Origin of the sequence: Burkholderia sp. PAMC 26561, assembly GCF_001557535.2 — a bacterium.
Taxonomy (GTDB): domain Bacteria; phylum Pseudomonadota; class Gammaproteobacteria; order Burkholderiales; family Burkholderiaceae; genus Caballeronia.
In genome coordinates, this window is record NZ_CP014306.1 from 3203052 (window position 1) to 3226440 (window position 23389).

A 23389-nucleotide genomic window follows, 5' to 3' on the forward strand; every position below is an offset into this window, starting at 1 on the left:
TAACCATGCGCGTCATAACGCCTGGCGTACTCACGCCTTGCTCGTCCACGCCCGCCGAGCCCACGCCGGCCGTCCGCACGCCGGCCTCCTATCTCCCACAACGCTTGTCCGAAGGCTGGCAGTGCATCAGCACGCCGGCAGGTGCATATGCAACGCCGGCCGAACTGCCCTCCACCGACAACACCGCACACTGGATCGACGCACCCGTGCCCGGCACGGTTGCGTCGGCATGGAGAGCAGCCGGCAAACTCGATATGGAGTCGCCTCCGGCTTTCGCTTTCGATGACCACTGGTATCGATTGGTCTTGTCGGGACATGGCGCGCGCCGCGTGCGCCTGAACGGACTTGCAACAATTTGCGAAGTCTGGCTCGACGATACAAAATTGCTCGATACGGATTCGATGTTCGAAGCGCACGACATCGATATCAATCTCGATGGTCACGCAACGCTGTACCTGTGCTTTCGCTCGCTCACCGCCGCACTCGGCGCAAAGCGGGGACGTGCGCGCTGGCGCCCGAGGCTCGCGCAGCCCGCGACATTGCGCAATGTCCGCACGACGCTGCTTGGCCACATGCCCGGTTGGTGCCCTTCCGTGCAAGCCGCCGGACCGTGGCGCGCGGTGCAATTGCTGGGTGAATCGGCTACGTCGATTGATCGCGTGGATCTGCAATCGAGCCTCGATGGCGACGATGGCATCGTGCACTTAACCATTCGCTTCGTGCATCCGCAGGCGTATCAAGCCGCGCGTGTCATGTGCAGGGACTCGGCGATCACGCTGCAATGGCAGGATGCGCAAACGATCAGCGGCACCTTGCGCGTGCCCGATGTTCCGCGCTGGTGGCCGCATACGCATGGCGATCCGGCCTTGCACGAGGTCACGCTCGAGTTCGCGAATCTCGATGCCATTTCCCTTGGCCGTATCGGCTTCAGGGAGATCACGGTGGACCGCGGACCCGCAGGCGATGGCTTTCAGCTCGTCATCAACGGTGTACCTGTGTTCGCGCGCGGCGCGTGCTGGACGACCGCAGATCTCGTGTCCCTCGACACGTCGGCTGAACAGGCGCAAACGTTTTTCCGGCTTGCGCGCGATGCTGGCATGAACATGTTGCGAGTGGGTGGCACCATGCTTTACGAGTCCGATGCGTTCTATGCTTTGGCCGATGAACACGGACTCCTCATCTGGCAGGACTTCGCGTTCGCTAATTTCGATTACCCGACCGATCCGGCCTTTAAAGCCAGTGTTCAGCGCGAGGCAGAACAGTTTTTATCAAGAACGCAACGCTTTGCGTCGCTTGCCGTCCTGTGCGGTGGAAGCGAAGCCGACCAGCAAGCGGCCATGCTCGGACTGCCGCCGGCAATGCGCACGCAAACGTTGTTCACGCAGCAATTGCCTTCCATCTGCGCGGCGAAGCGCCCTGATGTGCCTTATGTCGTCAACTCGCCGAGTATCCCGGCATCCGATGACAGCGAGAACGCCTGGCCCTTCGCCACACGTGCAGGCATCACCCATTACTACGGCGTGGGTGCGTACCAGCGGCCACTCGATGACGCACGACGCGCAAACGTTCGTTTCGCAAGCGAGTGCCTCGCGTTCGCCAACGTTCCCGACGATGTCGCGCTCAACGCGGTGCCGCTTGCATCGATGCCGCACCAGCCGCGCTGGAAGGCCGCCGTACCGCGTGATCCGGGCGCAAGCTGGGATTTCGACGACGTCCGCGAACACTACCTGCGCACGCTCTATTCGGTCGATCCACTGCGTCTGCGCTATGAAGACCCGGAGCGGTATCTGGCCTTGTCGCGAGCCGTGGTCGCCGAAGTGATGGTCGAAGTCTTCTCGGAATGGCGCCGGCAAGGATCGTCATGCGCGGGCGGGATCGTGTGGCAGTTGCAGGACATCAGGGCGGGCGCCGGCTGGGGCTTGATCGATGCCCTGGGCACGCCCAAAAGTGCGCTACACGGCCTCGCACACGTTTTACGTCCCGTAACGGCGCTCATCACCGACGAAGGCCTTGACGGGCTCGATATCCATCTCATCAACGAAACGGCGACGCCGATCAATGCGCATCTCGAACTCGTGTGTCTTCGCGACGGCGCCACGAAGGTTGCGAGCGCCTCGCGGGACGTAACGCTTTCGCCCCGCAGTAATACACGCCTGCAGGCATCCGATGTCCTCGGCCAGTTCTTCGACTTTACCTACGCGTATCGATTCGGCCCGCGCGCCCATGAAGCGACCGTCATCACCTTGCGAGACAAGGCGACCGGTACCGTGCTGTCGGAAGCATTCCACTTCCCCGAGCGAGAACTGGCGCAACGCCACGACCTCGGCTTCGAAGTACGTCTTGAACACGACGCGCAGGGCGAATGGGCGCTCGTGATGCACGCCAAACGTTTGGCACGATGGGTACATGTAGTCGATCCGCACTATCGCGCACGCGATGAATGGTTCCATCTCGCGCCCGGTGTCGAGCGTCGAATCGCCCTCGTTGCTCGTGAACGAAACACTTTGCATACGCCGCAAGGCGAGGTTCGTGCGCTGAACGCAACGTTTTCAGTTCAGTACCAGCGCATGCAACGCGCGTTGTCTGCAAGGGCTGCATAAGCCCTGCGCGCCCTTGCAGGTGTGTCAAGCGGGCGTCGGCGGCACTTGCGTTCGTTAGCACACGCAGATCGTGGAACAGTTCTGAATCATTTTTTAAACAACCGATGAATGCCTGTTAAAGCATTCGCGGTTCGTGCGCCAGATGCCCGTTTTGTGGTCAGGAATGAAACGTGGACAGGCCACCAGTAAGGCATTGCGCAGACGAAAGGGTGCGTTGCATCAATCAAGGTGGAAGTCCGGGTCAAACAGGGCTGCTGTTCAAGAGTGAAACAAAAACATCCATCTGCAGATTTGCCGCTGGCACCCGCCACGCACGACCCCATGATGGCATTGAGATTGACCATCGCTGGCACGGTCCTCGCTAAATGAGTTGCGCAACGCGGTAACGTCGAAAAAACAAACCAACTAAACGACGATGCTGCGCTGCTTACGGGGCTGGTCGCGAACCGTTTCGATGAATGCCGTCAGATGCACTCACGGATCGTTTCGCTGGCCGGTAAATAAAAAGTAAGGCGCAATGCGCACAGTCACGAGAGAAGAACATCATGCTGACCCTTCAGTCCGACCTGCACGGCAATCATCTGTTGGGTGCGCTTCCCGCGCACGAATGGCAAGCTCTTACACCTCACCTTGAACTGGTTCAGCTTCGCACCGATCAATTGCTGTGCGATTCGGGTCAGCGTATTCATCACGTGTACTTCCCCACCACCGCCATCATCTCCCTGCTTCACACGATGGAAGACGGCGGTTCAGTCGAGATCGCAGCAGTCGGCCGTGAAGGCATGACCGGCGTGCCCGTTCTGACTGGCGGTGAAACCATGCCGACGCGCGTCCAGGTGCAATGCCCGGGCTTCGCTTATCGCATGAGCGCATCTGCTTTGCGCGAACAGTTCGGCCGCTCGGATTTCCTGCGCCGCCTGATGCTGCTTTATATGCAAGCCCTGCTCACGCAAGTGGCGCAAACGGCTGCATGCAATCGTCACCACTCGCTCAACAAGCAACTGTGCCGCTGGCTCCTGATCGAAATCGACCGCACTTCTTCGAACCAGCTTCAAGTCACTCAGCAACTGATTGCCGACATGCTTGGCGTACGCCGTGAAGGTGTGACCGAAGCCGCAGGCAAGCTGCATGATGCAGGACTGATTCATCACAGCCGTGGTTGCATCAAGGTGCTGGATCGCGAAGGCCTCGAAGCGCGCGCATGCGAATGCTACGGCATCGTCAAGCGTGAATTCGACCGGCTGCTCCCGCGTCTGCGCCAGGCTGCCGAAGAAGTTCATTGAATCCGCGGACCATGCGATCAGTGTGAGCGTCACGCAAGTCAGGTCATGGCCTGCCGCGCGCCCTCCTCTTCCCGCAGTCACAGGTTCAACGTGTCGACATTTGCGTACGCATTAAGCTGCGATCATGCGTTTCATAAAAACATAATCATGCTTTCGATATTTATTGCATCGAACGGATTTTGCACGCGTGTGGTGGTCGGATCGCGTTAATCGCCGCGCAGTTTTAAAAAGTGGTTTTGATTTGAAGCATTACATGTCAAGGGGTCACGGCGCTATTTGTGTGAACTAAGACGCCCACGTGCGGAAACGCACTTACCGGCCCTGCCGGAAACGCCACGATGTCACATCGAACGGCCAGAAGCGCGCCTCGACCATCGCATCACCGCGAGTCAGTGCAAGCAGCCGCAAAGATGAAGCGAAGCAACGTAGCCAATAACAGTTTTCAAAGAGGCGCAGCGGTCTCCTGCCATGCGTCTTTCAACCTGCAGTTCTTCCTGTGTGAACACCCGCCAGATTCTCAAGGCAGGGAGCGTTAGCTGTTGTTTCGAGTGGCTGCTGCGAATGGGTGGACCGGGGAGAAACCCGTTCGCAGCGAAACCCGGATGACGCTATCAAGGCGCTTACGTCATGCACAGGAAGGACTACCTACGCGCACTGCGCGTTGACGGTCAGGAGACTTTGCGCTGGGGACATTCAGCGTATCCGTAACGCGAGGACCACTAATATGAATATCAAACTACTCGTTTCACTGCTGGCTGGCGCAACCTTTACAGCATCGTTGACCGGTTGCGCGATTGCACCGGGACCTTATCTCGACACCGATCGTCTCGACCAGACACCGGCGCCGGACAGCGTCGCCCAGGCGAACGTGAAGTATCACGTGACGCCTATCGATGTCAGCTACTTCGAGACCCATCCGCAACTCAGCGATGAAACGATCGCAAGCGTCTGCCCGCTCACCTGCCTGACCAAAGATACCCGCAAGCTCTATGCGTATCACATTGGCGTGAACGACCAGATCAGCATCACCGTCTGGGATCACCCTGAGTTCAGCTCGAGCGGTATTTCGGCAAGCACGGGAGGCGCGGGCGTACCGCCGCTGCCCGCGGGCACTGCAGGCAACGCAGGCGCGCCGCTGAATGCGTCGGCTGGTGCGGCCAGTCCGGAAGCCGGCGGCGTGACAGTGCGCGTCGCCAACGACGGCACCATCTTTTTCCCGCGTGTTGGCCGCGTGCAGGCTCTCGGCAAGACGCCGCAGCAATTGCAGGCAGCGCTTACGCAAGGTTTGTCGAAGACCATCCGCAATCCGCAGCTCGACGTACGCGTGTCCGGCTTCTACAGCAAGCAGGTACAAGTCACCGGCGACCTGAAGACACCTTCATCCATGCCGATCACCGACGTGCCGCTGTCCGTTATCGATGCGATCAACCGCTCGGGCGGTGCAAATGCCGACGCCGATCTGCAGAACGTAGGCGTCACCCGTGACGGCAAGCGCTATGCAGTCGATGTCGCCGCCCTCCTCGATCGCGGCGATATCCAGCAGAACGTGTTGCTGCAGGATGACGACATCATCGATGTGCCGGATCGCACCAAGAGCCGTGTGTTTGTGCTCGGCGAACTCGCAAAGCCGCAAACCATTCCGATGAACCGCGGCCGCTTGACACTCGCCGATGCACTTGCGAACGCCAACAGCATCGACCCGCGTTCGGCTGACCCGCGTCAGATCTACGTGATCCGCGCACCGGAACAATCGGCAAAGGGCGGCATGATCAAGACCGCCGCATTGACGCCGGCCAATGGCAGCGCAATGCCGGGCGCACGTCCGCTCGATCTCAGCGTGTACAAGCTCGACATGACGCAAGTCGATGCGCTGATGCTGATGACACAATTCGAGTTGCATCCGCGTGACGTGATCTACGTGCAAGTTGCCAGCGCTGCCCGCTTCAACCGCGTGCTCGAGCAAATCTCGCCGACGATCCAGACGCTGTTCTACACCATCCAAACGACCCGCTAACAACGCGTCATGTGTCATGCCTGGAGTGCGACATGAGTACTTATGAAATGCTGGAGCATTCGCCCGCGCAAGCCAAGGACGAAGAGTTCGTCTTGCGCGACCTCGTGCGGATGATCACGGACCAGATCTGGTGGGTGCTGGGCATTGCGCTTGGCATCTTGCTGGCCGCCGTGCTGTATGCAAAGCTGTCGACCCCGATCTATTCCGCCGATGCCCTCGTGCAGGTCGATACGCCGAATACCACTTCGACGAGCAACAATCAGGGTTCGCTTTCCGCAGCGTTGACGCCGAGCGGCGGATCGTTGCACGCGGACTCCGAGATCGAGATCATCAAGAGCCGCACGGTGATCGAACCTGTTGTCGATCAGTTCAACCTGAACTTCAGCACCGAGTCCAACGTGATGCCGTTTATCGGGCGCATCACGCCGTTGTTCGCACGCAGGGGACATCCGCTGCCTGCGGTGTTGGGACTCGACACCTACGCATGGGGCGGCGAAGAGTTCAAGGTGGACTCCATCACGGTTCCTGCGATGCTGCAAGACCAGCGACTCACGTTGCGTGCGCTGGGTCAAGGCCGCTACGCATTGCTCGATGCACAAAACCACGAACTGCTTCAGGGTCTCGCCGGCAACATGGCGAAGGGTAATGGCATCACGCTGCTCGTAAGCCAGCTCGTGGCTCGCCCTGGCACCGAATTCTTCGTGACGCGTGCCTCGCAGCTCGAAGCCGTGCAAGCGTTCGGATCCGGCATGCAGGTGGCCGAGAAAGGCAAGGACACGGGCATCATTCAGATCTCGTACAGCGGCTCGCAACCCCTCTATATCACCCAGGTCGCAAACGCGCTTGCCGCTTCATACTTGAAGCAGCGTACGGAACGTGCGCAGGAAGAAGCGAACCGCATGCTCACCTTCCTGAACAACGAGCTGCCGCGAGTGCGTGACGAGTTGCATGCAAGCGAGACCGCACTGGCGCAGTATCAGACGGCGGCCGGCTCGTTCCAGCCGACGCAGGAAGCGCAGACGTATTTGTCGGGTGGCCTCGATTACGAACGCCAGATCGCTGCGCTGCGTATGCAACGCGTTCAGTTGCTGCAACGCTTCACTGATGGCGCCGACGAGGTCCGTGCAGTCGACGCGCAACTTGCCGCGCTCAACGTCGAGAAATCGCGCTTCGATAACCAGTTCAAGACGCTGCCGGGTTCGGAGCGTCAGGCGGTATCGCTGCAACGCGAAGCCAAGGTCAACTCGGAGATCTACGTCGCGCTGCTGAACAAGACGCAGGAGCTTTCGATCAGCCGTGCGGGAACGGTCGGCAACGTGCATATCGTCGATATGGCGCTCGTGCCTTCGCAACCCGTGAAGCCCAAGGCTGCGCTGATCATTGCCGCGGGCGGTCTGCTTGGCGTGATTGCCGGTGTTGTGTTCGCCTTCGTGCGCCGTTCGTTCTTCGCCGGTGTGGATGATCCGGAACTCGTCGAGCGCCGCTTCAACCTGCCGATTTTCGGCGCGATTCCCTTTAGCGCAGAACAAGCCAGGCTGGATCGTGTGCGCCTCGATCGTCCGATGGCATTGCCGTCGTCGTCGGCCAAGGGTGGCATGAAGCGTCTGGGCACGCAGTCTGTAGGCGATTCGATGGGTACCACGCTCGGGCTTTCCACCAAGACCCCTGTGGCCATGGCGCTTCAGAACGCTACGGTGCTGCCGGCGGCCAACACTGGCAAGCAACCGTTGCTCTCGACCACGCATCCCTTCGATACATCCATTGAAGGTCTTCGCGGACTTCGCGCCACGCTGCAATTCGCACTGGTCGATGCACCCAACCGCGTGATCGCGATCACGAGCCCGGCGCCGTCGGACGGCAAGAGCTTCCTTGCGGCCAACCTTGCGGCGTTGCTCGCCGAGTCAGGCAAGCGCGTGTTGCTGATCGATGCCGATCTGCGCCGTGGCCGTCTTGCTCACTATATGGGGAAGTCATCGAATGGTGGTCTTACCGAGCTGCTTACGGGACAGACCGACTTCGAGATGGCTGCACGTGAGACCGGTGTGAATGGACTGCACTTCATTGGTTCGGGTGCACATCCGCCGAATCCGTCGGAGATTTTGACGTCGAGCCGGTTCGCTACGTTGCTGCAGGCTTTTGAGAAACAGTTCGATCTGGTGATTGTCGATACGCCGCCGTTGCTGGCTGTGCCGGATGCTGCCGTGATCGCGAGCCTTGCTGGATCGACGGTGTTGGTGATGCGTTCTGGTGCCCATTCGGAAAAGAATATTGCGGATGCGCTGAAGAAGCTCAAGCGCGCTCGCGCCAGGGTTGTGGGTGGTGTGTTGAATGCGATGCCGGCTAAGAGCGGTGGTCGTAAGGGGACTTATGACTATGCCTACGCTTATACGTATTCGAGCGATCCGGCCGCTGTTGATGTGAAGCATTGAACGCAGGTGGGGGAGTGTTTTTTCATTAGGTCATGAGATAGCCAGAAGGCTGCTAGTAGCCAAGGGTGCCCGCGGAAGCGGGCATTTGGTTTTGGGGGGTGCTGGCGAGTGGGGTTGGGGTGGTGCTGGCGCCTGAGGTTGAGGTTGGTGCCGTGTTGCTGCTTAGGTCTTCGCGCGGTTTGTCTTAGCTGTCTTCTTTAGCACTATTAGCCACTGTCCGTGGCGGGACTTCATTTCTTTGTCCAACGGCTGTTTAGACCGGAGACATAGCTGACAGGTGTGCGGAGAGATGGTTAACACTTTCGAGCAGTCCAACTGCCTCGAATCCGACCATGCCGTGGAACCCACGAGACACCATGAAACTGCGCCAGGAGTTCGTCGGACTCGCTTTGCATCAAAGCGTGCCCCTTTGCCGATTTGTGCCGACGCTTTGGTGTGAGCCGCCAGACCGGCTACAAATGGCTTAATCGATATAAAAAAGACGGCATCGCCGGACTGGCCGATCAGTCCCGCCGGCCGTTGGACTCGCCATCGATCACCCCGCCCGCGCTCGAGCAGCCCGTGCTCGGCGTGCGCACGCGCAACCCCGCCTGGGGCGCGCAAGATCGCCCGGCTCCTGCGCGATCAGACGCCGGTGCCGCCGCCGGCCACCAGCACGATTGCCGGGATCCTGCATCGCCACGATAGGATTACGTCGCAAGCATCGGCCGATTCCACCGCCTGGCAGCGCTTCGAGCGCGAGCAGCCCAACGAGCTGTGGCAGATGGATTTCAAGGGCCACTTTGCTACCGTGGGCGAAGGCCGGTGCCATCCGCTGACCGTGCTCGATGACCATTCACGCTTCAACGTGGTGCTCCAAGCGTGCGCGTTCGAGACGACAGCCACCGTGCAAGCGCATCTGGAACGGGCGTTCGCCACCTACGGGCTGCCGCGCCAGATCAACACCGATAACGGCGCGCCGTGGGGCGCATCGCGCCAGTTCGGCCAGATGATCGGTTTCATCGCTCGCTGAAGGCCGAAGTACTGGCGGGGCGGACCTTTATGACGCATCGCGAGGCGCAAACGGAGTTCGAGCGCTAGCGCGAGCTTTACAACAACCGGCGCCCGCATGAGGGCATCGGCTTGAGCACGCCGGTCAAGCGCTATCGGCCAAGTACGCGCGTTTGGCCCAGCACGATTCCTGAGCCGGAATACGGTCCCGACGACGAGATCGTAAAAGTCGACTGGCGTGGCCACTTTACATTCCGGGGACACGAACTCAAGGTCTCGAGGTCACTGGAGAAACTGAGCCTTGCTGCGCGACCCAATGCCGAAAAAGACGGGGTGTTCGATTTTAATTTTTATCAACATCGGGTGATGGAACTTGACCTGAACCAGCCCCTGATTTCACTATGAAATGTGTCAGCTATGTCCCCGTACAAGTGTCAACCATGTCTCCGGTCTAAACAGCCGCAGGACAAAGAAACGAAGTCCCGCCACGCACACAGTGGCTAATAGTGCGAAAAAGATCAGCCAGGACGGAACGCGCGAAGACCTGAAAAGCAACAACCCGGCATCGACCCAGCACCAACCCAAACACCAACCCAAACCTCCAAACGAAAAAAAGCCCACGCTGTTCAAGCGCAGGCAACGGTGCTACCTACCTTATCCGAGATTAAAGGCCTAAGTTTGGCCCATACGCACCCCTAAGCAGCCTTAACAAACGCCCGCGCGGCCATCGCCGATACATCCCTGTCGGCGCCAGGATTCGCCTTCGCCATCGTATTCAACACCTCGACAATGAACTTGCGACGAAAGTCCGCAGCACTGAAACGCTCAGCATTCTTCCGGCATGCCTGCGCCGAAAACGCATGCGGCGAATCCTCAAATCGCTCGACCGCATCGCACAGCGACGCAGCCGTCTGCTGAGGAAAATGAATGCCAGTCGCCCCCGGCATGCCAAGCGGCACGACCGACTCCAACGCCCCACCCTTGCCAAACGCAATCACCGGCGTGCCGCATGCCTGCGCTTCCACAATTGCAATGCCAAAGTCTTCCTCAGCCGCGTAGACAAATGCCTTGGCGCGCTGCATATGATCCTTCAGAACATCAAACGTCTGATAGCCAAGAACACTCACGTTGGGCGTTGCCTTTGCGCGCACCAGATCCATCTGCGGACCGTCGCCAATCACCACGAGCTTGCGATCCGGCATCGACGCAAACGCTTCAACGATCATATCGATGCGCTTGTAAGGCACCATGCGCGAAGCGGTCAAATAGAAATCGCCCTTCTCGCTGCCAACCTCGAAAGCCTGCACGTCGACCGGCGGCGCAATGACCGCCGACTCACGCCTGTAACTCTTCATGATCCGGCGCGCAACGAACTGCGAATTGGCAATGATCCTGTCAACGCCGTTAGCCGAGCGCGCGTCCCAATTGCGCAAGTAATGCAGCAACATGCGCGCGACCCATGACCGCGGACCGCGCTCGAGGCGCGCTTCACGCAAGTATTGATGCTGCAGGTCCCACGCGTAGCGGATCGGCGAGTGCACATAACTCACATGCGTCTGATCAGGACCAACCAGCACGCCCTTGGCCACGGCATGTGAGCTCGAAAGAATGAGATCGTAGCTCGACAAATCAAACTGTTCGATAGCGAGCGGCATTAACGGCAAATACCCGCGATATTTCTTTTCCGCATATGGAAGCCGCTGGATAAAGGACGTCTTGACGGGCTTGTTATGAACAATCGAACGGTCTTCGAGAAAGTCCACGAGGCTGAAGATATCCGCCTGCGGAAAGCACGCAATCATCTGCTCAAGCACCTTCTCCGCGCCGCCCGACACCACCAGCCAGTCGTGAACAATAGCCACTTTCATGATGAAACCCGTGTGCCGCAGCCTATTGCTGCCGATGAAGCGAGTTTAAAGAGAGTCCTTTTATGGTTTCGTGCGCACGCCCACACACCAGAAGCATCGCAATGCGAATAATGGGTCCTGTGTTCATGTCGTCTTAATGCTCTTCATTTACCCATGGCCGCCGGGTTAATCGGCCTCGGGTTTGCTCAATGCTCATACCTGTCATCGATGCCCACAAAATCCGCAGCCAGCTTATCGATTCCAGCCAACACGCTGCTGCGTGATCAGGGCCTGGCGCCCGCGGCCGGCGCACGTGACACGAGCCATATGCGTGCAGACACGCCTTCGCAAGTCCAGGGTGAACCGAAAATTCTTTTCATCGATCAGAGCGGTCAGCTCGGTGGCGCTGAAATCTGCCTGCTGCCTCTCGCTGTTCGATGCACCCCGCGAAGCGAAGTGCTGCTGCTCTCCGATGGTCCGTTCCGCGACCGGCTTCGTGCTGAAGGTGTGACAGTATCGGTTGAGTCGGACGCGCGCATTCAGGGCATCAAGAAAGAGCGCATGAAGTTCGGCACGCTTGCCGCCCTGCCCGGCATCTTGCGTCAGGTACGCATGATTGCCGAGCGCGCAAAACCATTCGACATGGTGTTCCTCAACACGCAGAAGGCGCTGATCCTTGGCGCCTTCAGCCGCGCGTTGCATGGCAAGCCGACGGTCTGGCATGTGCATGACATCGTTTCGCGTGAACATTTCGGCCGCTTGCATTTAACGCTGATCAAATGGGCCGTGAAAGTCGGCGTCGATCATGTCGTTGCAAATTCACGCGCTTCCGCAGACGCGCTGATCAAACTCACCGGCTTGCCGCGCAGCGCCGTACCCGTCGTACATAACGGCGTGGACATGACACGCTTTGGCGACGATGCGAGTCAGGCGAGCGCGGTCATCGAACAACGCCGTACCGCGCTCGGACTTCCCCGCGATGCATTTCTCGTCGGACTGTTTGGCCGCTTCACGCAATGGAAAGGTCAGCATGTTGCCATCGATGCAATCGCCCGCGTGCCAGACGCGCATCTGGTTCTCGTCGGCGATGCGCTTTTCGGCGAGACCGCCTATGCGCAAGGTCTTCGAACACAAGCCGAGGCGCTTGGCATCACTGACCGCGTGCACTTCGCCGGCTTCCAGCACGACGTTGCATCGTGGATGAAAGCCATGGACGTGATCGTTCATGCATCGACACAACCCGAGCCCTTTGGTCTTGTCATCATCGAAGCAATGGCTGCAGGCAAACCCGTGATAGCGTCGAACGGTGGCGCGGTGCCGGAGATCGTGAGGCACGGCGAGAACGGCATGATCATAGAACCCGGCGATGCATCGAAGCTTGCCGTTGCCATCAGCACCTTGCAGCGCGAGCCTGAAATGGCGAAGCGTATTGCCGCTCAAGGTCACGCGGATGCGGGCCAGCACTTTTCCATCGATCGATATTTGCAGCAAATGACGCGCGTGCTGTTCGATATCGCAACGCTCGCAAGCAGGAACGATGCGCCGGAATCGACGAACGTCATCGAAAATGCGCCGGCCAGCGAAGCCGGATTAACCAGATAGTTAAAAATGGAATCAAAAAAATGGCCCGGCATGAATCAATGCCGGGCCATTTCCATGATCAGTCGATAAGTGCGTTACCGAGTACTGAAGTTGCCGGGCACGCCCAGCTTGATCTCATACATCGCGGCGAGCATCGCAAGGTAAGCGCGTTCGCTCTCCGCTTCTTTCATTGTCATTCCCCTGCAGGTTTGTCCACCCATGATCACGCCGAGGCATAACGCGTAGTTGCCGGCGAACGCCGTAGGCGACGGTTCCATGCTTCTCAGGCGGATATAGGACGCGTCGAGTGTCTTGCGAAGATTGTTGTGCATCGCTTCATTCCCGTAATTGTTAAGACTTTGATGCCGCGCCCAGCGAGAGATGAGATTCAACCTGTTGAGGCTGTCAATGCGGACGAAACGTTCGCGGTCACTCTGATTGACGGGCTTGAAGCACTGGCTCCAGCGACGTACCTAGTTTGAATGATCGCCCTTGTGCCACGCATCGGATTGATCTGACTATGAATGTAGTTTAGCGAAACAGATCATTGAGCGTTGGCGGGAATAAAAAAACGCGCGGCAGCCGTGAAAGGCTGACCGCGCGCCTGACCCGTGCGCATCCTGCGTTTTTATATTCAAGCAAGCATCATCGAGCGATGTAATCGATCCGCTCGACACCGCCCGCCGTTCCCAAAAGACAAACATTCGCACCGCGCGCCGCGAAAAGACCCACGGTCACCACGCCCGCCCAGCCGTTGACCGTCGCCTCGAGCGCGATCGGGTCGGTGATCTTGAGCGCCTTCACGTCGATGATCTCGTTGCCGTTATCCGTGATGAAGGGCGAGCCGTCCGTGTTCACGCGCAGCACCGGCACGCCGCCTAAGGCAATCACGCGACGCCCGATTGCGGTACGCGCCATTGGCACGACTTCGATTGGCAACGCAAAGTTGCCGAGCACGTCGACGCGCTTGCTGCCATCGGCAATACACACAAACACGTCCGCAACCGACGCCACGATCTTCTCGCGCGTCAGCGCCCCGCCGCCGCCTTTGATCATGGCGCCGTGTGCATCGATTTCATCGGCGCCGTCCACGTACACAGGCAATGACTCGATTTCGTTGAGTTCGAGCACCTGGAACCCGTGCGCTTCGAGCCGCGCGGTGGTTGCAAGCGAACTCGATACCGCCCCGCGATACCGCGACTTCGTGCTCGCGATGGCATCGATAAAACAATTCGCCGTCGTGCCCGTGCCGACGCCGATCACCGCGCCTTCAGGTACGTTGGCGTGGACGTAGGCGGCCGCTTCGGCAGCGACCAGTTGCTTCAGTTCATCTTGGGTCATGGCAAGGGTGACAGCTTGGAAGAGGTAAACCTGAATTCTAGACGCTCAGACGTGCATCAAGAAGCCGAGCGGATTGTGCGTGCGCGCGACCGACGCAATAAACGCGAACACGAGGATAGCGAGCACGCCGAACACCGCACGCGCGCCTTTTGTGCGGCCGCGTTTCAGGGCAAACGTCCCGAGCACGATATACACGATCAATCCTGCAATCTTCGCCGAAAGCCACGCGGCGTTCGGCCCGAAACCGATGATGCCGACAAGCACGATGGCGCTGAGCAGCAACAGCGTATCGACGATATGCGGTACCACTTTCACGGCGCGTTTTTGCAGCATCGGCGAGTCGCGCAGCATCCAGATCCAGCGGATAAAAAATCCGAGGATGCTAAGCGCGGCGCACGTCATGTGCACCGAACGAAAGGGAAGGAAAAGTTCTGACATGGGCGGGATAAGCCTTTAGGGAAGGTACTTGTCGAGCAAGGCTGAAGCGATGGCGTCGGTTTGCGCGTCCGGATTGCCGGCGTAATCGGTAGCACGAAAGTGCATCTGGAACGCAGCGATGACCTTGCGCGTCTTGTCGTCGAGCACGCCGTCGGTTGCGACTTCGTAGCCGTATCGATGAAGTTTTTGCTGCAACGCAGCCACGTCGACCAAAGACTTCGGATCGCGGCCCGCGAGATGCTGCGCGACGGTTGCGTCGTCGGGCCAGGCACCTATGCCGTTGTCGTAGAGTGTGCGCCACGGGAACGCAGGCCCCGGATCGATCTTGCGTTGCGGCGCGATATCGCTGTGGCCCACCACGCGCGTGGGCGGAATCTTGTAGCGCGTGACGATGTCCTGCGCGAGCTTCACGATCGCGTCGACCTGAGCCGGCGGGTATGGCGCCCAGGTGCGGCCTTGGCGGGTATCGATGGGACCGACGTTCACGTTTTCAATGCCTATCGATGCCGCATTCAGTTCCGTCGTGCCCTGCCATTCGCTTTTGCCCGCGTGCCACGCGCGCTCGGTTTCCGGCACGAGCTGGTACACCACCGGCTCGCCATTCTCGATACGCGGCGCATCCGGCACCACGTAATGGACGCTGACATCGTCACCGGTGAGCACCGCGAGCGATCGCGCTTCACCGCTTTGCGTGTAGTGCATCACGAGGAAACGCACGCGTGAATCGACGCTCGGCGCGTGATAGCGCGTGTCGGCAATGTACGCGCCGCGATCGACCTGGGTGGTGGAACAGGCTCCGAGCAGCACACATAACACGCCGCCCGCAATCGCAGAAATGAACCGCTTCACGTGCGCTTACTTCTTCACCGACCGCTGACGCACCGCTTCGAACAGGCAAATCCCGCTCGCCACCGATACATTCAGACTCTCGACACTGCCGGCCATCGGGATCTTCATGATTTCGTCGCAGGTCTCGCCGGTCAGGCGGCGCATGCCCTCGCCTTCGGCGCCGACCACGATCGCAACGGGTCCATCGAGCTTCGTCTCGTAGACGCTCGCCGTCGCATCGCCCGACGTGCCGATCACCCACACGCCGGCATCTTTCAACTCGCGCAACGCGCGCGCCAGATTCGTCACCGTGATGTACGGCACGGTTTCGGCCGCGCCGCTCGCGACCTTCGCGGCCGTTGCGTTCAATCCCGCTGAACGATCGCGCGGAGCGATCACGGCATGGGCGCCGGCCGCATCGGCGACACGCAGGCATGCGCCGAGGTTATGCGGATCGGTCACGCCATCGAGCACGAGCAGCAAGGGGGTGCCGCTCACGCCATCGAGCAGCTCCGCCAGGTTTTGCGCAAGCGGCATGTCGGACGCGCGTGCGACCACACCCTGATGACCGACATTGCCAGACAGGCCCCAGAGGCGCGCTTCGTCGGCGGCGATCAGGCGAATGCCCGCTTCTTTCGCGGTGCGCAGGAAATCCGTCATGCGCCGGTCCTTGCGGGTCGGATCGTAGAGAATTTCTTCGATCGTCGATGCATCCGCGCGAACCCGTGCGGTCACCGCGTGAAAACCATACAAAACTTTGAGACGTGACATGACTGGACCAGACCGTATTCAAACAAAACAAAATGGAAACGCGGCCCGGATGCATCGTGCATCGGGCCGCGCATTTCAAACCGAGGCGTGCGGCATCCTCATTACTCGATGAAAAGCCGCGCCGCCTCAGTACTTCTTTTAGCGCTTCTTGCGCGGCGGGTGACTTTTCGCCGCCGGCTTAGTGACAGCGCCGCGCTTTTTCGCCACCGCCAGATCTTTCGCGATGGTCGGCGGCAACGCGGCGGCTGCCGCCTTGCCTGCCGCTTGCGCCGCGGCCTTCTTGCCGCCGCGATCACGCCGGCGCCCGTTCACGCTGCTGCCTTCGTCGGCCGGCAACGAACGGACACGCGGACCGGCACCGTTGACGCCCGCGTGCTCAACCGCCGCAGCCGGTGCCGATGAACGGCCGGGCGGCTTGACGGGTGTATCGCGGACGAGACGGAAGTCGATCTTGCGCGAATCCAGATCCACGCGGCTCACCTGCACGCGCACACGATCCGACATGCGGTAGCGGATGCCCGTGCGTTCGCCGCGCAACTCGTTCTTGATCTCGTCGTACTGGAAGTAGTCCGCACCGAGCTCGGTGATATGCACCAGCCCTTCGATGAACAACGAATCCAGTTGCACGAAAATGCCGAACGTCGTCACGCCGTTGACCATGCCGCCGTACTCTTCGCCGAGCTTGTCGCGCATGAAATAGCACTTGAGCCAGGCTTCCACGTCGCGCGAGGCCTCGTCGGCACGCCGTTCATTCGACGAACAATGCAGTCCGAGTTCTTCCCAGATCGCGACGTTGTTGCGCTGACGGCTGCGCGACTCGTCGTCGGACTTCTGCATGGCGCGTGCGGCTTTCGTCAAGCCGGTGCTGAGCGTGACGTCGTGACCGACTTCAGGCTGGTACTTCTTGCCTTGCAGGATGGCGTAGATCGCGCGATGCGTGAGCAAATCCGGATATCGGCGAATCGGGCTCGTGAAGTGAGCATACGCTTCGTACGCGAGTCCAAAGTGGCCGATGTTGTCAGGGCTGTACACGGCTTGCTGCATGGAACGCAGCACCATGCTTTGCAGCATTTGCGCATCCGGCCGGTCACGAACCATCGCCATGAGCGCGGCGTAATCGCTTGCGTGCGGCTTCTCGCCACCGCCCAACGCCAGCCCCACGCCACGCAGGAACGCACGCAGATTCTCGAGCTTTTCCGGCGTAGGCCCGGCATGCACGCGATACAACCCCGGGTGCTTGTTGCGCTTCAGGAAGTCCGCGGCGCAGACGTTCGCGGCCAGCATGCACTCCTCGATCAGCCTGTGCGCGTCGTTCCGGTGACGCGGCACGATCTGCTCGATCTTGCCCTGCGCGTTACATACGATGTAGGTCTCGGTGGTATCGAAGTCGATCGCGCCGCGCTTCTGACGCGCCGCGTGCAGCGACTTGTACACGCCATAGAGATTCTGCAGTTGCGGCAGAAGATCAGCGCGCTTCGCAGCTTCGGGTCCCTTCGTATTGGTCAGGACAGATGCAACTTCCGTGTACGTCAACCGCGCCGCCGAATGCATCACAGCCGGGTAGAACTGGTACGCCTTGATCTCGCCACGCGCGGTGATCACCATGTCGCAGACCAGCACGCAACGATCAACCTGCGGATTCAGCGAACACAAGCCGTTCGACAGCTTCTCCGGCAACATTGGAATCACGCGGCGCGGGAAATACACCGACGTGCTGCGATCGAGCGCGTCCACGTCCAGCGCTTCATTCGGGCGCACGTAATGCGAGACGTCGGCAATCGCGACCAGCAAGCGAAAGCCCGTACCCCGACCGACATTCATGGGTTCGCAATACACGGCGTCGTCGAAGTCGCGTGCGTCTTCACCGTCGATGGTCACGAGCGGCACATCGCGCAAATCCACGCGATGCCGGATGTCAGCCGGACGCACTTCGTCGGGCAGCTTCGAGGCTTGCTCGAGCGCGCGATCGCTGAACTCGTGCGGCACGCCGTATTTGCGCACCGCGATCTCGATTTCCATGCCCGGGTCGTCGATATCGCCGATCACTTCGACCACACGCCCGAGCGGCTGCGAGTGACGGCTCGGAAAATCGGTGAGATCCACCGATACCACCTGCCCCACTTTCGCCTTCTTCGGGTTCTGCGTGATCAGGATGTCGTGACCGATACGCTTGTCTTCGGGAACGAGAATCAGCGCGCCGTTTTCGCTGATCAGCCTGCCGATAATGCGTTTATTCGCGCGATCCGTGACTTCGACAATATGGCCTTCCGGACGTCCGCGGCGGTCATAGCCGACGATCCGCGCGAGCACGCGGTCGTTGTGCATGACTTTCTGCATTTCGCCGTTGGGCAAAAACAGGTCGTCCTGGCCGTCGTCGCGAATCAGGAAACCGAAACCGTCGCGATGGCCCTGGACCCGGCCCGCCACGAAATTCGAGGGATGCGTGAGCTGGTAGTAGCCGCGTTTGTCGAGACGGACCTGGCCGTCGCGCTCCATGGCTCCCAATCGCTTGAAAAATCCTTCGCGCTCCTGGCGCTTGATCGACAGAGCTTCAGCGATGTCGTTCGCAGCAAGCGGGGCTTCGCTCGTGCGCAACACGCCGAGAATTTCTTCGCGGCTCGGAATCGGATACGGATATTTGTTCAAGGGCTTATCGATGATCTCTTCTCGTCTAACTGAATGTCGCGGTTAATCGGGCAACGCACGGGTAACGCGCTCCGGGCTTCCCGTCCTGACTTTACCCGCCGTCCTGAAAGCGGTGGGCCGGCGCGTTGCCGGGACGTTGCGCTTAACGTTGTTCCGGTTCGTTCACGAATAGTCTGCGAATCATTCTAACACCCGCAAACGAGGCCATATCGGCGCTTAAGCCATATGGACAATGGCTCGCGGCCCCGTTTCACTTTGGGTCTCAAAATGCTTGACAGGGCGACAAGCCCGGCTATAATTACGTTCTTTGCTGCATACGCACACTGCCCAGGTGGCGGAATTGGTAGACGCACATGGTTCAGGTCCATGCGCCGCAAGGTGTGGAGGTTCGAGTCCTCTCTTGGGCACCAAAAAGCTGAAGCAAGGCTTCGCGGTTCGTAGTAGAAGTTGATGCACGTAGTTTCTGCTCCGCAAAAGCAGCCTTGTTTTACAAAAAGCCTTCCTTAACCGGAAGGCTTTTTCGTTTCCGGCTCCAAGCCCCAGCCATAACGACAGCTCGAATGTCAGTCGATACACCTGCGCAAGCGCATTAATACAAAAACAAAAACTGCGCGCGCGTCGTTACGATAGTGGCAATCCCTACGATCCGGCGCTTCCGGTCCCGCCTGGCTTGCCTTCGGACAGAACGCGATCCGCCCCTGACGGTTTCTACTCCCCACATACTCCTCTGCCATGCCACGCCCGATCTTCGCCGAAATCCACCCAAACGCCGTCAGGCACAATCTCGAAGTCGCCAGACAGAAAGTTGCCGGGGCGCGCATCTGGGGCATCGTGAAGGCGGACGCCTATGGTCACGGCATCGAACGGATTTATGCGGGGCTGGACGCGGCGGACGGCATCGGTCTGCTCGACCTGAACGAAGCAGTCCGCGTGCGCGAACTCGGCTGGACCAAACCGATTCTCTTGCTCGAAGGCATATTCACGACAGAAGACGTGCAGATTGCCGATCGATACCGCCTAACCACCGCCGTCCATTGCGATGAACAACTCGCACTGCTAGCGAGCTGCAAAGCAACGCGTCCCATAGATATCTATCTCAAGATGAACTCTGGCATGAACCGCCTGGGTTTTGCGCCGGACGTCTATCGCGCCGCGTGGGACCGCGCGCGCGAATGCGTGAATATTGGAGAGATCACGCTGATGAACCACTTCGCCAACGCTGACGAAGGCGAAGTGGACTGGCAGATGGACCGCTTCGATGCCACCACCGCCGGCATGCCGGGACAACGCAGCCTCGCGAACTCGGCATCGGTGCTCTGGCATCCGCGCACGCATCGGGACTGGGTCCGCCCGGGAATCGTGTTGTATGGCGCGTCGCCGACGGGTATGGCCGAACATATCGCCGATGTGCCGCTTCAGGCGTCCATGACCCTGCGCAGCGAATTGATCGGCGTCCAGACACTGCGCGAGGGCGAAACCGTCGGATACGGGCGCACCTTCACGGCGCCGCACGCGATGCGCATCGGCGTGGTCGCGTGCGGTTATGCCGACGGATATCCACGGCACGCGCCAACCGGCACGCCGGTCGCGGTGGACGGCGTGAAGACGCGCCTGGTTGGACGGATATCGATGGATATGCTGACCGTCGACCTCACGCCCGTTCCCGCCGCACGCGTGGGTTCGCGCGTGGAATTGTGGGGCGGCCAGATCCGCATAGACGATGTCGCGAGCAGCGCGGGGACCATTGGGTACGAGCTGATGTGCGCGCTTGCGCGCCGCGTGCCGGTGGGTATCGTTTAAGGTCTTGAACAGCTGGCAACCGGCTATTTCTCACTCGCCCATTGACAGCGCGGGACGGTTGGCTACAATACCGGTCTTCGCTGTACCGCTTGGCCCAGGTGGCGGAATTGGTAGACGCACATGGTTCAGGTCCATGCGCCGCAAGGTGTGGAGGTTCGAGTCCTCTCTTGGGCACCAAAGATTCAGGCAGTAAGGAAACATCGAGAAACCCCGTGATGCTTTTGGCTCGCGGGGTTTTTTGTTGTCCACTCGTTTCTGCCCGACTGCTTCCGTTCAACGCCTCCGTGTCATATCTTCGCCACGCGACGCGGTTACGGTGCTGTACCACCACAAAAAACAGTCCCCACGATGTCGTCGACGTCCGAGTACGGCCGCGAAAAGCATGACACTGTCTCTGCCTTCAGAGCAGCCCAAGCGAGTGTCCTTTTGAATGCGGTGCTGATGACGGTGCAGATCGTCATTGGATGGATGGCTTTTTCGGATGGACTGCTCGCCGACGGCGTTCATACCCTGGCCGATCTCGGCGCCGACGGCATGGTGCTGATCGTGTTGCGCCTGAGCGCAGCGGCAGCGCATCGCCGGGCAGGTTACGCATTCAACCAGTCCGATCGATATGAAACCGCGGGGTCCCTTCTCATAGCGATCCTGCTGATTGCAACCGGAATGCAAACGCTCTGGACGAGTCTCAGCCACATGAACGACGCTGGCAACGGCGCCTCCGTTCATGCAGCCGCACTCGTGGTCGCGGTGTTCGTGATCGTCGCCAAGGAGGCGCTGTTTCGCTACATCATGGGCGTGGCCAAACGCACCCGCTCAAGCGTTCTCGTTGCGAGCGCGTGGCATGCGCGCTCGGATGCGATATCGGCGTGTGTTGCCGTGCTTGGGATCCTGGGCAGCATGGCCGGCGTGCCGATGTCGGACCGCGTCGCCGCCGCGCTGATCGGCTTGATGATTGCGCGCATGGGCTGGACGCTCGGCTGGAAAACGTTCAAAGGTTCCTTCGCGCGAACCGCCGCCGAAACGACCGGCCAATAGCTGACTGATTCAGGCGCGCCTCAAGCGATCCTGAACACCGCGACCGCCGCTTTCAGATGACGCGTTTGCTCATGCAGCGACGTCGCGGCAGCGGCCGCCTGCTCCACCAGCGCGGCGTTCTGCTGCGTCATTTCATCCATCTGGACGACCGCCTGATTCACTTGCTCGATACCCGTGCTTTGTTCAAGCGATGACGCGCTGATCTCGGCCATCATTTGCGTGAGGCGGGATATGGATGTCGATACTTCACGCATCGCCTCGCCGGCGCGTTCAGCGAGCGCGGAGCCGTCGTTCACTTGCGAAACCGATTCGCCGATCAGCGCCTTGATCTCCTTCGCCGATTGCGCGCTGCGTTGCGCGAGACCACGCACTTCACTTGCGACCACAGCAAATCCGCGGCCCTGCTCACCCGCACGGGCCGCTTCGACCGCCGCGTTCAGCGCGAGAATGTTGGTCTGGAACGCAATGCCGTCGATGACCGAAATGATCTCCGCGATCTTGTCCGAACTCTTCGCAATGCTGCTCATCTTCTCTACCACCTGATCGACCACGCCCGTGCCTCGTGAGGTCGCGGTCAACGCGTCGCCAGCGAGACTGTTGGCATCGCGGGCATGATCGGCGTTCTGGCGCACCGTGGCGGTCAGCTCTTCCATGCTCGACGCTGTTTCTTCAAGCGATGCCGCCTGGTTCTCCGTGCGTGCCGAAAGGTCGGCGTTGCCGGTGGCGATTTCATCGGCGCCGAGGTTGATGGAATCGGACGATTCGCGCACCGTCCTGACAGTATGCGCAACGCTTGCCTGCATCGCGGAGAGACTCGCGAAGAGACGGCCGATCTCGTTGCTGCCGCGATCGGCGATGCGCTCGTCGAGCTTGCCCTCTGCAATCTGTTCGAAGTGACGCCCCGCTTGTTCGAGCGGTGCGATCACACCCCGGCGCAACGCGATGTGAACCAGCACGACGCCCGCGACCAGCGCCACGAAAATCGCCAGTCCGACGCCGCGAAAGAGGTTCAGGCGTGCATCGATGGAATCGAGATACGACTGGCTGGCGGCATCGCTGAAATTCGCGAAGGTTCGTTGTTCGGCGAGATAACGGTCCTGAAAACCTTGCGTAGGCTGATCGAGGAACGCCTGGATGTTGTTGCCATCGAGGAATTGCGCCAGTTCGCTCAGCGCGCCGTGATAAGCCTTGAATTTTTCCTGCAATGCGACGGCGCGCGCCTGGTTTTCATCGCCGGTCTTGGGTGCGTTCAGGAACGCGCTGAACGATTTGTCGGCGAGCGTGAGTTGTTCGCGCGCGTGCTGGACGATCTCAACAGGTTCCGTGCCGCCACGGACCATGCGCGTGCCGGCGCGCGACAGGTTGATGCGGGCGTCCATCAGGCGTTGCGTGGTTTCGTTGACGGCGTTGGCCTGCCTGAGTGCAATGTCCGAGAGGTTGCTGACGTCGGCATGCGTGGAGGTCAGGGACCAGAAGCCGAGGCCTTCGGTCAGGACCTGGAACAGGCAAAACACGGCGAGCACGAACAGCAGGCCGGATGAGACACTTATTTTTTTAAGCATGTTGACGACTCATTAAAACGAGATATTCGATGTTGTCCGCGTGCATCCCGGCCTTCCTGTCGATGAACCCGGTGAAACGCAGCCGATTGAACGCGATTCGCTGCGGCGAAGGCAGCGCGATGCGTCCCGATGAAGCGTGGAAAGCGAAACACGTTCGCTGGAATAAGCGTCGAGTGGTCGAAGGCGAGATAGAACGTGCGTAGGGTGACGCCGGTATTAACGGC

Annotated in this window: 16 protein-coding genes, 2 tRNA genes and 1 pseudogene; 11 read left to right on the forward strand and 8 right to left on the reverse strand. The window is 60.0% G+C overall.

Features of this window, described 5'->3' with window-relative positions:
• The first annotated feature begins 5 nt into the window (after positions 1–5).
• From AXG89_RS14715 to AXG89_RS14735, 5 genes and pseudogenes are all read left to right on the forward strand, one after another.
• Positions 6–2600, forward strand: a complete 2595-nt coding sequence (locus AXG89_RS14715) for a glycosyl hydrolase 2 galactose-binding domain-containing protein (RefSeq protein WP_162916055.1) — start codon at positions 6–8, stop codon at positions 2598–2600.
• 545 nt (positions 2601–3145) lie between these two features.
• Positions 3146–3883, forward strand: coding sequence for a Crp/Fnr family transcriptional regulator (locus AXG89_RS14720; RefSeq protein WP_056364021.1), 738 nt, complete (start codon positions 3146–3148; stop codon positions 3881–3883).
• 724 nt (positions 3884–4607) lie between these two features.
• On the forward strand, positions 4608–5897 hold the full coding sequence (locus AXG89_RS14725) for a polysaccharide biosynthesis/export family protein (protein WP_062170045.1): 1290 nt from the start codon (positions 4608–4610) through the stop codon (positions 5895–5897).
• 32 nt (positions 5898–5929) lie between these two features.
• Positions 5930–8326, forward strand: coding sequence for a polysaccharide biosynthesis tyrosine autokinase (locus tag AXG89_RS14730; RefSeq protein ID WP_062170046.1), 2397 nt, complete (start codon positions 5930–5932; stop codon positions 8324–8326).
• 332 nt (positions 8327–8658) lie between these two features.
• Positions 8659–9721: pseudogene (locus AXG89_RS14735) on the forward strand (DDE-type integrase/transposase/recombinase).
• A 290-nt stretch (positions 9722–10011) separates the two neighbouring features.
• Here AXG89_RS14735 and AXG89_RS14740 read toward each other — a convergent pair.
• Positions 10012–11184, reverse strand: coding sequence for a glycosyltransferase family 4 protein (locus AXG89_RS14740; protein WP_061999596.1), 1173 nt, complete (start codon positions 11182–11184; stop codon positions 10012–10014).
• A gap of 207 nt (positions 11185–11391) precedes the next feature.
• Here AXG89_RS14740 and AXG89_RS14745 point away from each other — a divergent pair, with 207 nt between their 5' ends.
• Positions 11392–12765, forward strand: a complete 1374-nt coding sequence (locus AXG89_RS14745; protein WP_062170047.1) for a glycosyltransferase family 4 protein — start codon at positions 11392–11394, stop codon at positions 12763–12765.
• 74 nt (positions 12766–12839) lie between these two features.
• Here AXG89_RS14745 and AXG89_RS14750 read toward each other — a convergent pair whose 3' ends face one another.
• From AXG89_RS14750 to rnr, 6 genes are all read right to left on the reverse strand, one after another.
• Positions 12840–13076 carry a hypothetical protein gene (locus AXG89_RS14750; protein ID WP_061999598.1) on the reverse strand — a complete coding sequence of 79 codons (237 nt, stop codon included), beginning with the start codon at positions 13074–13076 and terminating at the stop codon, positions 12840–12842.
• A gap of 313 nt (positions 13077–13389) precedes the next feature.
• Positions 13390–14085 carry a ribose-5-phosphate isomerase RpiA gene (rpiA, locus tag AXG89_RS14755; protein WP_061999599.1) on the reverse strand — a complete coding sequence of 232 codons (696 nt, stop codon included), beginning with the start codon at positions 14083–14085 and terminating at the stop codon, positions 13390–13392.
• A gap of 45 nt (positions 14086–14130) precedes the next feature.
• Positions 14131–14523: a SirB2 family protein gene (locus tag AXG89_RS14760; protein WP_061999600.1), complete on the reverse strand. Its 393-nt coding sequence runs from the start codon at positions 14521–14523 to the stop codon at positions 14131–14133.
• A 15-nt stretch (positions 14524–14538) separates the two neighbouring features.
• A complete protein-coding gene (locus tag AXG89_RS14765; protein WP_062170048.1) occupies positions 14539–15372 on the reverse strand; it encodes an N-acetylmuramoyl-L-alanine amidase in 834 nt (277 codons plus the stop codon).
• A 6-nt stretch (positions 15373–15378) separates the two neighbouring features.
• On the reverse strand, positions 15379–16122 hold the full coding sequence (gene rlmB / locus AXG89_RS14770; protein ID WP_056364043.1) for a 23S rRNA (guanosine(2251)-2'-O)-methyltransferase RlmB: 744 nt from the start codon (positions 16120–16122) through the stop codon (positions 15379–15381).
• A gap of 138 nt (positions 16123–16260) precedes the next feature.
• Positions 16261–18768: a ribonuclease R gene (gene rnr / locus AXG89_RS14775; protein WP_061999602.1), complete on the reverse strand. Its 2508-nt coding sequence runs from the start codon at positions 18766–18768 to the stop codon at positions 16261–16263.
• A 325-nt stretch (positions 18769–19093) separates the two neighbouring features.
• On the opposite strand from rnr, the gene AXG89_RS14780 reads away from it, so the two are divergent.
• The 4 genes from AXG89_RS14780 (at position 19094) to AXG89_RS14795 (ending at position 21603) form a co-directional block, all read left to right on the forward strand.
• Positions 19094–19178 (forward strand) — tRNA-Leu (locus AXG89_RS14780).
• A gap of 322 nt (positions 19179–19500) precedes the next feature.
• On the forward strand, positions 19501–20568 hold the full coding sequence (gene alr / locus AXG89_RS14785; RefSeq protein ID WP_062170049.1) for an alanine racemase: 1068 nt from the start codon (positions 19501–19503) through the stop codon (positions 20566–20568).
• A gap of 92 nt (positions 20569–20660) precedes the next feature.
• Positions 20661–20745 (forward strand) — tRNA-Leu (locus AXG89_RS14790).
• 171 nt (positions 20746–20916) lie between these two features.
• Positions 20917–21603, forward strand: a complete 687-nt coding sequence (locus AXG89_RS14795) for a cation diffusion facilitator family transporter (protein ID WP_082771429.1) — start codon at positions 20917–20919, stop codon at positions 21601–21603.
• Positions 21604–21623: 20 nt separating this feature from the next.
• Here AXG89_RS14795 and AXG89_RS14800 read toward each other — a convergent pair whose 3' ends face one another.
• Positions 21624–23165, reverse strand: a complete 1542-nt coding sequence (locus AXG89_RS14800; protein ID WP_062170050.1) for a methyl-accepting chemotaxis protein — start codon at positions 23163–23165, stop codon at positions 21624–21626.
• Positions 23166–23194: 29 nt separating this feature from the next.
• On the opposite strand from AXG89_RS14800, the gene AXG89_RS42140 reads away from it, so the two are divergent.
• Positions 23195–23368: a hypothetical protein gene (locus AXG89_RS42140; protein WP_162916057.1), complete on the forward strand. Its 174-nt coding sequence runs from the start codon at positions 23195–23197 to the stop codon at positions 23366–23368.
• Positions 23369–23389: the final 21 nt, after the last annotated feature.